The 13991-nt window shown below is 35.8% G+C and carries 10 protein-coding genes; 3 read left to right on the top strand and 7 right to left on the bottom strand.

The window, feature by feature from the left end; all coding sequences use genetic code 11:
- Positions 1 to 150 precede the first annotated feature (150 nt).
- On the top strand, positions 151 to 2073 hold the full coding sequence (locus tag EV146_RS16460) for an Ig-like domain-containing protein (protein ID WP_132008334.1): 1923 nt from the start codon (positions 151 to 153) through the stop codon (positions 2071 to 2073).
- A 254-nt stretch (positions 2074 to 2327) separates the two neighbouring features.
- A complete protein-coding gene (locus EV146_RS16455; RefSeq protein WP_132008331.1) occupies positions 2328 to 2828 on the top strand; it encodes a sigma-70 family RNA polymerase sigma factor in 501 nt (166 codons plus the stop codon).
- Between the two features lie 371 nt (positions 2829 to 3199).
- Here EV146_RS16455 and EV146_RS16450 read toward each other — a convergent pair whose 3' ends face one another.
- Positions 3200 to 4426 (bottom strand): hypothetical protein, encoded by a 1227-nt coding sequence (locus tag EV146_RS16450; protein WP_132008328.1) that lies wholly within the window; start codon positions 4424 to 4426, stop codon positions 3200 to 3202.
- 72 nt (positions 4427 to 4498) lie between these two features.
- Complete coding sequence (locus EV146_RS16445) at positions 4499 to 5959, bottom strand: hypothetical protein (protein ID WP_132008325.1); 1461 nt, start codon at positions 5957 to 5959, stop codon at positions 4499 to 4501.
- Between the two features lie 1625 nt (positions 5960 to 7584).
- Here EV146_RS16445 and tagU point away from each other — a divergent pair.
- Entirely contained in the window at positions 7585 to 8514 is a 930-nt protein-coding gene (gene tagU / locus EV146_RS16440; RefSeq protein WP_132008322.1) for a polyisoprenyl-teichoic acid--peptidoglycan teichoic acid transferase TagU, read from the top strand.
- 539 nt (positions 8515 to 9053) lie between these two features.
- On the opposite strand, the gene rfbB is transcribed toward tagU, so the two are convergent.
- The 5 genes from rfbB to EV146_RS16415 all read right to left on the bottom strand — a co-directional run bounded on the left by rfbB (position 9054) and on the right by EV146_RS16415 (position 13987).
- Positions 9054 to 10079, bottom strand: coding sequence for a dTDP-glucose 4,6-dehydratase (gene rfbB / locus EV146_RS16435; RefSeq protein ID WP_132008319.1), 1026 nt, complete (start codon positions 10077 to 10079; stop codon positions 9054 to 9056).
- A complete protein-coding gene (rfbD, locus tag EV146_RS16430; RefSeq protein ID WP_132008316.1) occupies positions 10079 to 10933 on the bottom strand; it encodes a dTDP-4-dehydrorhamnose reductase in 855 nt (284 codons plus the stop codon). Before rfbD ends, rfbB begins: the two co-directional genes overlap by 1 nt.
- Positions 10934 to 10936: 3 nt before the next feature.
- On the bottom strand, positions 10937 to 11497 hold the full coding sequence (gene rfbC, locus EV146_RS16425) for a dTDP-4-dehydrorhamnose 3,5-epimerase (protein ID WP_132008313.1): 561 nt from the start codon (positions 11495 to 11497) through the stop codon (positions 10937 to 10939).
- 20 nt (positions 11498 to 11517) lie between these two features.
- Positions 11518 to 12396: a glucose-1-phosphate thymidylyltransferase RfbA gene (rfbA, locus tag EV146_RS16420; protein WP_132008310.1), complete on the bottom strand. Its 879-nt coding sequence runs from the start codon at positions 12394 to 12396 to the stop codon at positions 11518 to 11520.
- Between the two features lie 172 nt (positions 12397 to 12568).
- Entirely contained in the window at positions 12569 to 13987 is a 1419-nt protein-coding gene (locus EV146_RS16415) for a Coenzyme F420 hydrogenase/dehydrogenase, beta subunit C-terminal domain (RefSeq protein WP_132008307.1), read from the bottom strand.
- Positions 13988 to 13991 lie beyond the last annotated feature (4 nt).

Here is a 13991-nt window from a genome sequence, read left to right as displayed (position 1 = left end):
TGGACCCGTATGAGGTCTATTTTTTTATCTAAAAATGATTTAGTTGCTAGCTTCAAAGTAATATAAAAACATTGATAATATTTTATACCCAAGACAAAAGACCCATGATATATTATTCTTTGTTAAAATCATCAATTTTTGGAGGTATATATGAAAAGGTTATTTACACTATTGTTAGCAGCACTTTTTATTTTCACTTTCTCTTTTAGCGATGTTGCTGAGGCTGCTACTGAGTTCGAAGACAATGACTCATTCGGAACGGCAACGCAGCTATCTTTGGCAAAAAATACGGACGGTACTTATACGTCCAAGGTTACCGGCACCATAAGCGACAGCTATGATGATGATTACTATATGTTCAGCTTGCCGAACCCGGGAAAATTATCGGTTAAACTGGATCGCAAGGTCGGCACCAAATTTAGTGTGGAATTGTACAATGTGAAGCAAGAACGGCTGGAATCCTATTATACTGAATATGATGATGCAAAGGGAGTTTTTGAGGTATTTGGGCAAGGGCTCGATAAAGGAGTCTATTACATTTCAGTAGAATACTATGATGGCAGCTCAGCTAAAGTTCCTTATACCCTTCAGCTAGATTTCACCCAAAGCAATGTGTATGAGAGAGAAAACAATGACGACAGATCCCAGGCGAACTGGATCGGGTTAAATACCGTCTACAATGGCTTTGCCGATGATTATGATCCTGATTATTATGCCTTTAAAATCGATAAGCCCGGAGAAGTGAAAATCGATTTAAACAGCAATCCACAAACGGAATATAGAATAGAATTGCTTACGAATAATGGCAATAACTTAGAAACCTGGTATACAAACTATGGAGACAATTATAACCTCACCAATGTCATCCATACTGGATTGGCCCCAGGGAATTATTATTTGAAAATCACGGCCTACGATGGAGAAAAAGAGAATGTCCCTTATAAATTCAAAGTAAACTTCAATGCCAATAATTATTTTGAACAAGAGGATAATGATGCAGAATCATATGCCAACGCTTTAAATCTGAATACCCTATATAAAGGCGTCATCAGCCATGACTCTGATTATGACTATTACCGTGTCAGCGTTCCTAAGAATATGCATCTGGCCTTATATTTAACAAGGCCTAGTGATACCAGCTACCGGGTAAAAGTCTATAATCAAAGCTACTCTTTTAGTGAAACCTATTACTCTGCTTACGGGAATAACTCCTTAAGCCATTTTGTGAACCTTGATTTAAAAGCCGGAACCTACTTCATCAATATTAGCCATTATGATGGAGAAGATAATAAAGTCCCATACTCTTTAAAGTTGATTGAAAGAGACACCACCCCTCCGGCAACGCCGAAAGTGAATGCTGTCACGGATAAAAGCACAACCCTTTCTGGTACTGCCGAGGCAAACTCAACGGTTCACTTACAGGTTGGCTCCAAAGTGGTCAAAAAGGCGACTGCCAATAAAGATGGGAATTTCTCTTTCAGCATTTCAAAATACAAAGGCGGAACCACACTTGTTGTATTCGCAAAGGATTCCAGCGGCAACCAAAGCAAATCAACCAGCATCAAAGTAAAAGATACAACACCGCCTGCAGCACCTAAAATCAATACCGTTACAGACAAGAGCACAAAAATAACGGGTACGGCAGAGGCAAACTCAACGGTTTATTTAAAAGTTGGAAGCAAGGTCATTAAAAATACAAAAGCAGATAAATACGGAAAATACTCCATCAGTATACCCAAGTACAAGGCTGGAACCACCCTTACTCTTTATGCAAAGGACTCCAGCGGCAACACAAGCAAATCAGCCAGCACCAAAGTAAAAGACGCAACGGCCCCTAAAGCCCCGACCGTCAATAAGGTAACAACCAAATCAACCTATGTAACAGGAAAAACAGAGCCAAAGGCCAAAATTACCATCAAAAGTGGCAGCAAGACCCTTGACAAAGGTACCGCTGATTCCAAAGGCAACTTTAAAGTAAAAATCTCCAAGCAAAAGAAGAACACCAAGCTTTCCGTTTACAGCGCCGATGCATCCAATAATGTGAGTGGTGCAAGGACGGTTTATGTGAAGTAACGAAGAAAGGCTTGTCTGCAAGAAGCAGGCAAGCCTTTTTGTTGGTCCTCTATCCATCTTTAAAAATTTCTTGTAAAACTCCCCCAAATTCCTCTTTTCCTACTTAAAAATCATTTTTGCGGCCCGAAAACCCTGTTTAACCCCAAAATCTCCTTCAAATTTGAAAAAGGCCAGTTCGCCCAAAATTCCCAATCCTTATATCCTAAAGCTACCCGGGAATACATTAGCAAAGCGCGCTTTCTGAAGGGATTACCATGGAAAGCTTTGAACAGCTCAAAAATCAATATACACCAATGATATACAAAATTATCTCCACCTTGAATATCACTACTAATAAGGACGAGTTCTTCCAACACGGCCTCATCGCCTTATGGGAGGCTCACCAGCGGTTTGACGCGAATAAGGGAGTCTTTACAAGTTACGCCTACAGCTTCATCAGGGGAAGGATCCTAACCGAACTGGACTTAAGCAGTCAATATAATGAACGTTGGCACCAGGCAAAGGTAGATCTCGGGAATTATATAGCCGATCCGTTCTCCACAAGTCCATTAGAAGAAGACACTCTGCTATGCTACTGCCAATCTGGGTGCTTGACTGAAAACCAAACAAAGTGGGTACTATACACCTTCCTTAAACAATTGGACGTAAAAGAAATTGCCGAAATCGAACATGTTTCATTATCCGCAGTGAAAAACTGGAGGGCTGGGGCTAAAGAGAAACTGAGGCACACGATGGAGGAAAACAGTATATTTTAAACAATGGATGAAGCAAGAGACCGGTTCTCTTGCTTTTTCAAAAATGGAAGCAGCATTCCTCCAGTTCCTAGGTTTGTCACAATTTTCTTTGTGTTTTTTTAACTACACCTTTTCCAAAATCCTTATAGCTTAAGGGTTTTGCAAAAAAGTACCTTTTATATCCTAATTTAGTTTAAAAATTTTCCTTAGAGAAACTTTTGGCACTACACTGCGTGATTCAAAGATTTTGCTTATCGTTAGTCCTAATCCGTCCGGTTATAGGAAGTAAATAAACGACACTAAGCGGCGTTAGTCCTACATCATAAGGAGGTAGCGCCTTTAATAGTCGACTTTATAAATATTTTAAATGTTTTACATACACTAACTTTGGTTTAATCTAATTTCTTTACATTTTTTACAGCCTCTAGATATTTGAATCGGTCCCTTTTATTTGGTTGGAGGGAAGGACCTCCTTCTGCCCATTCTGAAACATTATATAAAGTAATAATTTTAGGTTTTTTGCTTTTATTAGTAACATAAACTGCATTTTGTAACAATTTTTCGAATAACTCAGGTGTAGAACCAGTCGTTGACCATCCACTTGGATGCGGGGCTTGCGACTGGGAGGCAGTTAAGACATTTAAAACTTGATAATCTTCCTTAGGAAACTGTACATGGTTAACGTAATTTCCATATGTATCATATCTAGTTTCTGCATACATACTGGAATATTCTCCACTGAAAAGATATATGTCATCATCTTTCAACTGCTCTCTAATATTATCTGTAAATATATCACTAGAAAGATTTCTTGCAATAATACTAATACCATCAAAATTAAGTGCTTTTAGTTTTAATGAAAGCTCCTTTAACCTTTCTATACTATATTCTGCTCCGTTATACTTATCGTAGGTTCCTCTCCACCCTTCCATGTCCCATATAAAAAACATGGCATATCTCTTACCATTAACATTATAGGTATATATATTTTGATGTTTTGCAACAATATCATTTATAATATGGTCTTGTTGGAAATTCGCTACCTCTTTTTTTGTTTTATGATCGCCACCGTTTAGCCAAAGAACGTATTTTAAACTATTAAAGTTTTTAACATTATTAAACAATTGGTAAGCCCAGTAATTTCTATCTGTCGGTTCGCTCCATTTTGTTGTATCAATAGCAGTTGACAATATTACTCCATTTACTCCATACTTTACTAACCAATAGCTAATCCAATCTAATACCTTTGGGTCATCCCCTTTATACCAGCCTAGTAATGGATGCCTTGAAGAATCATAATTTAAATTTCCACTATGGTTCCAACTCCAATCATACCAAACATAAGCTCCCTTCGCCTGCGTTGGTGATGATGCTGTAGATTCTAATCCAAAATCATTATACCAATGAGCCAAAAAATCAATGCTGTTTTTGGATTTAGGAAAAGCCAAAGGTGCATCATTTAGCTCACCAAAATCTATCCGGTTTGGGTAGTAATACTTCATCTCCTTTTTATTCTGTTCTCTCCCAAACTTTTCCTTATGGGAAATATTCAAAATCAATAAAATGCTAAACACTATAATTGTTATACCTAAGAATATTTTAATATTTTTTTTAAACAAAAAATCCACCTCTGTATTTCCATAAAAAAAAGGCGGGTTTACCAGCCTTTTTTTGCACTTTTATTTTTTATATTACCACACAATCTTAATTCTTTTCTTTTTTATGGTTGGCATATCTTTAGTTTTTTCAGACCATTGCCCTATTATAATCCCAATTGTAATAAAATACACAGCTGATGAATTAGGACTCAATGCAACTTCATTAAACATAATGTTAAGTAAAATTCCAAGTATTAAGGTTTGTACCATTACTTTTTCCTCAATATCCTGAATTAAATTACTTCTCTTCCAAATAAAGTAGAAAAAATATATAAAAAGAACTAGACCCACTATTCCAAGTTGTCCTATAACCATACCAAGTCCACTTTCAGTGATTTTTGTTTGAGCCCCATCAGAGTAGAGACCTGCTAAAACCCCTATATTTCCCAAGCCTCTACCTAAAGGATGATTAATTAACTCTGGAAAAGCTGAAAAGAACCCTGTTAAATGAAGAAACATACTCATTGTAGAATGCATCATTGAATAGATTATAAAACCTACACCAGCAACGAACGCACCAGAAAGAATAATAAAAAATCCAGTTTTAGAAAGCTTATAGTAGGACCAAACAACACTAAAAACCAAAAAACCTAGCATTGCACCTTTACTAACTGCCAAAGCTATCGATAACAAAATTGCTATCCCTAGTACCCTCTTCTTTAATAGCCATGCTGCCATAAACCCAAAAAACAAAAAGGTCCCTAGATTAACAGGATCGGCAAAAGAGGATACCATTCTTCTTAATTGTGAACCTCCAACCATTTCGGACGAATAAAAGTTACCCGGTAAGCCGGTAAAGGCGTTTAACGGCAAGCCTTTCTTCGACCATAAATCAGGCAAATTAAAAAACTCCCAGATATCTGTTAAAATAAACCGTTCTATAATTCCAAAAACTACTACAAAAATAGCAATATAACAAACGTATTTAAGAAATCTTTTTAAGCAAATATTGCATGATGCCAACAACCCAATTAACAAAAATAACATTGGAGTCATAACATTTCTTAACGAAGCGAACGCCGAAGTAATATGGGCATTAAATAAAAAGATAGTAAGAAATGAATAAACTACTAGTATTATAAGTACAATTAGTGTTTTTTGATATAGTGCTTGATTAAACCTAAATGGAGTATTTATAAATAAAATTAATAGAAGTACTATTGAAAATAAAAAATTTGTAATAACTAAAAACTGAATTTGGCTATCCGTTGCATAAGGAGATACTAAACCTAAATACAAATTTTGTGTTGCAGAAATTATTATTGGAATTGCCAAGTAAAAAGAAGCTTCTCGTCTCTTTACCATGTTAGATTCAAACAACACTATAGATGTAAATAATCCAAAGCCAAATAAATAAACTAAAATATGAGCCACTGATTCAAATGCTATAGTAGACAGTAAAATTATGATTAAAAATGCGCTAAAAAAGAAAAAAGAGATCAAATCTAATCCTTTATCATTAAAGGCTTTTTGCGAAGTATATAACGAATTCATAAATTCCCACCAATAAATATTTATTTTACTTAATTATGGATTATTACGGGGTATTTTGCAATATCGTTTGTCGCACCTTTAAATGGTATTAATTGTAAAAGTATTCTCTAGAAAGCTTATTTTATAGCCATATAACAAAGATGTTTTGCTTTTACATTCCGTCTATACTTATTTTCAGGAGATTGGATCTCAGTTAAATAGTTTTCCATCAATCAAAATAACCCTCAAAGTTCACTTTTCAGGCCCCAAAACTTAGTTTATTCTCATAATTCCCTTCAATTCAAACGTGGCTAAAGCCCATTCGCTCTAAAACGCCATTCCTATTATTCTAATGCTACTCAAGGATACGCTATAAATACGGATAAATTTACAATCTAAAACTTTAAACAGCTCACTACTACTCATCCCCCTCTCCTCTCCTAATGCTGGACCGGCTGCCTGACTGAGAATCAGACAAAGTGGGTGCTTTATAGTGAGTAAGCGTGTACCTTTTTATATTTGTGCCGTTTTAAAGAGAAATAGAATAATGAAGCAGCTGTCACAAGAGGAACTTGCCTATTGGTCTCACCTGACCGGAAATTCACCAACGAAATTTGAACGAGACAAACAAGAACCATTTATGGGACTTTCATCTTTCTTGCGAAGCTTTAGAAATAAATGCGATAAAGTTTATTAAAGTGATTACCGAATCATAAGTAAAAGGAAAAGATCCGAAGGGATACCCTTCAGACATATGGATCAATTTTTTAGGCGTTTAAAAGGGGATACTGTCCCCTTCTCTCCATATCAGATACGTCCGATGACATTTCTTCTTCGCGGCTTTATCTAATGACAAATGACTTCCTTCTGTTGAGTGGGGATTATATAAAAGTAAATCCATACAGAAAAGACGGAATCAAACGGCAAGGGTGACTCTATAGATCGATCATATTGCTGCTAAAGGAGTCGGACCACTTATTCATTGAAAACACTATATAATAAACTAACATTTCATGTTTATACGCGGACATTATGACCGAAACAGGAAACAGTATACGGAGATTAACGAAGCAACTAGACTATTTATGGACAGAGGCCCCTTTGGAAGCCCTCTCTGATAGTGAAAGTTGCATTGGATTTAATCTAACGGGGAGCCTATGTAGACATCCAAGTGTCTGCTGTGGAAGTCCATATGTGTCCCATTATGGTCAATCTGATTCACCAAATCCTTCCTGTTCCCTACCCGTTCTCCAAAGCATGACAAGGACCTCTGGGTAAACCAGATCAAGTTAATAAAACGACAAGCATAAGTAGAAAAACATGTATTTATTTCTAAGTGGCTGCACTATAATCAACCCACCAAGACTATCTTCATTGAACCATAAACTCAAAACCGTTGAACAATGTAAGGACATGAAAATTAAAACTGCGGAGAATCCATTATCATTATCATCGATTCGGGAAAAGAAAGACGGCTAAAGATTTTAAGCATGAAAGAAATATAGTTAAATATACCTAAACATCCCGGAAAATATGGGGGATATTTTCCTTTTTGGTTATTAAAATAACTATATTAATCTCGAATCTTTTTTGGTATTCTAGAATAAAGTTGAAAATAATGTAAAACTGTGGAGGAAATTATAAAAATGAAAGCTGATAATAAGAAAAAGGAAAAGCGATCCTGGCCGCGTATTGTTGGAGCAATCGCTTTAGTCCTAATCATTGGAACCGGGGCTTATGCATATTCAGTCTATCAATCCGTGTCTAATGCTGTCGATACAATGCACCAGCCAATCGAAAGGGAAAAGTCGGAGAAAAGGGAAAAAGAAGTAACCTTAACAAAGAAAGAACCATTCTCCGTATTGATGCTAGGAGTAGATGAACGCGAGGGCGACAGTGGCCGATCTGACACGATGATAGTTCTAACAGTTAATCCAAATAACAACTCTGTTAAAATGCTCAGTATCCCTCGTGATACACGTACGGAAATTGTAGGTAAAGGTATTGAGGATAAAATCAACCATGCCTATGCATTTGGCGGCGTTGAAATGTCCTTGAATACAGTAGAGAACTTCCTGGACATCCCAATTGACTATTATATGCAGATTAATATGGAAGGCTTTAAAGATATCGTTGATGCAGTTGGTGGTGTGACAGTCAATAATGATTTGGATTTCACCTATGAAGGAGTTCACTTTACTAAAGGTGATGTTACTCTAAATGGTGAAAAAGCCCTTAAATATAGCAGGATGCGTTACGATGATCCAAGGGGAGACTTTGGAAGACAGCTGAGACAACGCCAAATCATCCAGGCAGTTATTAAAGAAGGAGCTAGCCTATCTTCACTGACAAATTACAATGAAATATTTGGAGCATTAAGTAAAAATATTAAAACAAACCTAACCTTTAATCAAATGGTTGATATTCAAAAGAACTATAAAACAGTAGGAGATCATATTAAACAATTGACTGTTAAAGGCAGTGGAACAAAGATTAATTCTATTTATTATTTAATAGTCACTACCGAGGAAAGAGGCAGGCTTCAATCTGAATTAAAAACTCAGTTGGAAATTTAGATTTAAGAAAGTACCTTTTTTAGGTGCTTTCTTATTTTATAGTTATTGTTACCATAAAAAATTAAATTTTTCTAGTAGTTGTCGAAAACTAAAAAAAAACTCTGACACTCTTCTACTTTATACTCAATTTTAATATGGTAAATTAAAAGTATTCCTTATAAATTGAAATATCTACCTGTTTAAATTTAATGTGAACAGGCTAAGTATATCAATATACTTATTCTTTATTAAATACTTCGTAAAAATCCTATTTATTAAAAATAATTATTTTTATATTGTTAGCGCTTACAAATATAATTATTTAAACTATAGGCCCGGTAAAGGACACCATAAAGGAGTGTAAAATTCATGGAGGAGCAAGGGAACTTTTTAGTTGGTTTTTTATGGGGAACTTCTTTAAGTGTACCGTTATGGATTGCATTACTTGGCTGGTTAAAAATTATAATCAATTTATTATAAAGATTTATCACAGATCATTAGGATGAGCAAAATGTGTTAACTTTTGCCCTCCTTAATACTGCTAAAGGAGGGCAAAAGTTCTATTTATTCAAAGAATATTGTTGGTCGAAATATTTTTTATACTCTCCACTAATAACCTGTTCCCACCAACACTTATTTTCCAAATACCAATCGATAGTCTGAGCAATCCCACTTTCAAAATTATAGGTTGGTTTCCATCCTAGCTGTTCTAATTTTGTTGGATCAATTGCGTAGCGCTTATCATGTCCCAATCGATCTGCAACAAATTCAATTAGGTCTTCCGACTTACCAAGAGTATTGATAATTGTTTTTACTACTTCCAGATTAGTCCGTTCGTTATGTCCGCCAACATTGTACACCTCTCCATTAACCCCTTCATGTAATACAAGGTCGATTGCTGCACAGTGGTCGATTACATGGAGCCAGTCACGAATATTTTTACCATCTCCATATACTGGTACCTTTTCATCGTTTAATACGCGAGAAATCGTTAATGGAATCAGCTTCTCTGGGAAGTGGAATGGTCCATAGTTATTGGAACAGCGGGTAATATTAATTGGCAAGTGAAATGTTTCATGATAAGCCCTTACTAATAAATCAGATGATGCCTTACTTGCACTGTATGGGCTGTTCGGCTGTAGTGGAGTCTCTTCTGTAAAGAAGGTTGTCGGATCAAAATCCAGCTCTCCATATACCTCATCAGTAGAAACATGAACAAATTTAGTTACACCAATTTGTTTTGCTGCATCTAGTAACACTTGAGTTCCTAACACATTTGTTTGGACGAAAATCCCTGGGTCTGTAATCGATCTGTCTACGTGGCTTTCAGCTGCAAAATGCGCGACATAGTCAAACTTTTCTTTTTTAAAAAGAGCCATGATTGCCTCTCTATCTGCAATATCCGCTTTTACAAAATGGTAATTTTCCTTATTCTCAATATCCTTATGCTTAGCTAAGTCGCCTGCATAAGTTAATAGGTCAAGATTGTAGATATCATACTCAGGATATTTGTTAACCATATATTGGACAAAGTTACCCCCAATAAATCCAGCACCACCGGTAACCACTATTTTCTTCTTTGCCATTATTTCACCTCATTTAATAATTGCTCTAAATAATGATTTAAGGAGTCTTGCCACCTTGGTAAAGGCTCAAAACCATTATCAATTAGTTTTTGTTTGGACATACGAGAATTTTTAGGACGGACAGCCCTAGTAGGATATTCTTCAGTTGAAATGGAGTTGACTTTGACTTGTTTTCCAGCCTGACGGAAGATTTCCTGAGCAAATTCTGCCCAACTGCAGAAGCCATCATTCGAAGCATGGTACACTCCGTACTTATTAGTTTGAATCATATCGATGAGCAGCCTCGATAAATCAAATGTATAGGTAGGAGAACCGACCTGATCTCCGACTACATTTAATTCGTCCCGTGTCTCCGCTAGTCTCAGCATTGTTTTAACAAAGTTATTACCATTTAAGCCATAAACCCATGATATCCGGACAATAAACCATTCCGACAAAAGAGATTGTATAACTTTCTCCCCTTCAAATTTTGTCAGTCCGTAATATCCAATAGGATTTGGCTTGTCATTTTCAGTAAAAGAATCTTCTCCTTCACCGTTAAAAACATAATCCGTACTAATATACATAAACTTTGCATCTATATCCTTGGCAGCTTGGGAAAGGTTCCTTCCACCCTCAACGTTGACATTCCAGCAATTTTCCCTGTCATCCTCCGCTTTATCTACAGCAGTATAGGCAGCACAGTGGATAATGGCATTGGGCTTAACTTCTTCTATATAGTGAGTTACAGCCGTACTATCCGTTATATCTAAATCCTTGGAGCCAACACCAATCATATTCAGCCCACGGTTTAGGCCTTCACGAACCACATCATATCCAAGTTGTCCTGTATAACCCGTTACTAGTATCTTCATCTTTTACTCTCCAAAGGTAAAATTGTTCTCGGCTTGATTGAGAAGTGGAGCATTTTCATCTTTCGCTGACAGGATTGGTGTTATATCCATTGGCCACTCGATTCCGATAGCAGAATCATTCCAAATAATTCCCCGGTCACATTCTGGAGCGTATAGCTCATCGACTTTATATTGAACTTCAACGTCATCAGTCAGGGTCATGAATCCATGAGCAAAACCTTTAGGAACTAGTAACTGCTTTTTATTTTCTGCACTCAATTCAATTCCAAACCACTTTCCAAATGTAGTGCTATCTTTTCTTATATCAACAGCAACATCAAAAATAGAACCTTTTGTACATCTAACGAGCTTTGTTTGGGCTTTAGGATTTAATTGATAATGCAATCCTCTTAAAGTCCCTTTTGCTGCGGAAAAAGACTGATTGTCCTGGACAAATTTAATATTGATTCCAGCCTCTTCAAATTTAGCATCACTGAATGTCTCCATAAACCAGCCACGATGATCCCCGAATACAGTCGGTTCAATAACCTTTACACCAGGTAAAGAAGTCTCAATTACATTCATTCCTAACACCCCACGAATTATTAATACTTAATATCTCCATTTGCTACCTTTAGTAAATACTGGCCATAGCCTGTTTTCGCAAATCTTTCACCAGAACCAAGAAGCTCATTTAGACCAATCCAGCCATTGATATAGGCAATTTCCTCAAGGGCAGCAATTTTTATTCCTTGATGCTCCTCAATTGTTTTTACAAAATTAGTCGCTTCTACTAAACTCTGATGAGTACCTGTGTCTAACCAAGTAAATCCACGACCAAGAAGCTCAACATCTAGCTCTCCCATTTGTAAATAAGCCTCATTAATTGAAGTGATTTCTAACTCACCTCGGTGAGATGGCTTAATGTTTTTCGCAATGTCTACTACTCTATTATCATAGAAATACAAACCTGTAATGGCATAATTAGATTTTGGGAATTCAGGTTTTTCTTCTACACTTAGTACCTTGCCAGTCCCGTCAAACTCAACAACCCCAAAACGCTCTGGGTCTTGAACATGATAACCGAAAACAGTGGCGCCCTGCTCTTTTTGAGCAGCACGTTGAAGAATTTTTCTGATACCACTTCCATAATAAATGTTATCTCCCAAAATCATTGCAACAGAATCATCACCAATAAATTCTTCGCCAATTAAAAAAGCCTGGGCTAATCCATCCGGGCTTGGTTGGACTTTATATTCTAAATTTATACCAAACTGTGAACCGTCACCTAATAATGACTCAAAACGCGGAGTATCCTCTGGAGTTGAAATAATTAATATATCTCGAATGCCTGCAAGCATTAAAGTTGAAAGTGGATAAAAAATCATTGGTTTATCGTAAATCGGTAATAATTGTTTACTTGTTACCATTGTTAATGGGTATAGACGCGTACCGCTGCCACCCGCTAAGATTATACCTTTCATTTATTAAACCCCTCGCTCACTTTTTACTGATTACTCTTTAGTAGATAAAAGTACTTGATGAAATAAAAAAAGAGAGAGACAATTCACCTTCCTTGTTGAATTATACTCTCAAAACTCTATTAATATTGTTAAATACTAAAATTTTAAAGGATATTTAGTGAATACTCAATTTTTAGTTAGCCTTATTAAGGACTAAATACACACCTCTTTTTACTTTCCTTAAAATTTTTCTAACTGTTGAAGGTCCAGCCATTTTATCATAATTTTTTATTATAGGATTCATATATGTTACAAAAACATTAAAATCATTTACCTTTACTGCTTCTTTATAGGCGTCAAAGCTTTGTTTGTATAATTGTATTCTTTTTTCATAAACCCTTTTTCTTTTTTCACTGATGTCGTTACTCGGTTGCACCCTCTTATTCGGCCTACTTTCACCGTTCACATCTTTTAAATACAATCTATAGGAAAGTCCTTCTCTTCTATGTTTAAAACCACTAGCCTGTGATTGGTAAACCTCTTGGGTAGTAATTTCTTCTAAAAAGAGTTGATCTCTATTATCTTCAATTATATTTTGTATAATGGGATTTCTTACAATAACAACATTAGTCCCCATACTATCATTTGTATATTTTGGTAACCACGCATCACCAACGGTAACATCTGCAGTTTCTCCTACCACATCATCACAATATTCACAGGCGTTATATTTAAATAGCCCATGACCCCAATTTGTAGTATATAAACTTTTCGTCGGAGAGCTAAGTACTACCCGTTTTCCTTTTACATCTCCTGTTACTTCAACACCATAATTATTTGCAGCTTTACCTACTAATTTTTTCCTAAAATCAATACTTTTAAGATTTGCAGGTTCTATTCCCATTTGCCATCCCATAGATTTTGCAAACATTTCACTTTTCAAATGTCCACAAACAAGACCAATAAAAAATTTAATTCGATCTCTAATTATTTCATCATGCTCAGCTAATAGACGGACAGATTTAATGAAACAAGGTATACCAATCAATGCATACCTCCCCTCATTTTCTTTTACAAGATTAATAACTTTTGACATTTCTACTGGATAATACTTTGACTTGGCGCCTTTTGATAAATCCGCCTCGCTATATGATATTTGATATTCAAACAACATATTATTATCTGAATCATTTTTTGCCTTAACATGCAGAATGCCATCGACCAGATTCAACCTAAGAAGCTGTGAAGCTATCCAACTTCCCATCCCTCCTGAAGATCCCTTTTTTCTAAACTCTCCTTCTTTTACATAGCTTGCATAGTTTTTCAAATAATACCCAGTATACTCATTAAAATTTGCCTTATTCTCTAAATTAAACGCAATTTTTCCTATCTCATCTTCATTCTTACTGTAATTAGAAAACGGACAAACTGTTAATGGATTAATATCCATTTTACTATTTTGTGTGCTATTTTCTTCAAAAGGTCTAAACTTTCCGTCTTCATCAAGTCCCATTGTTAGTTGAGAACCTTTTAATGTTGCACAAATACCACAACCAATACAATAATCATTTTGTACAACTGAATTCATTAATTCTTTTATATTTTCATTCATAACT

The sequence above is a fragment of the Mesobacillus foraminis genome, from assembly GCF_004340465.1.
Classification (GTDB): domain Bacteria; phylum Bacillota; class Bacilli; order Bacillales; family Cytobacillaceae; genus Mesobacillus_B; species Mesobacillus_B foraminis.
Note: the sequence above shows the minus strand (reverse complement) of the source record. Positions and strands in the feature narration are given on the sequence as shown.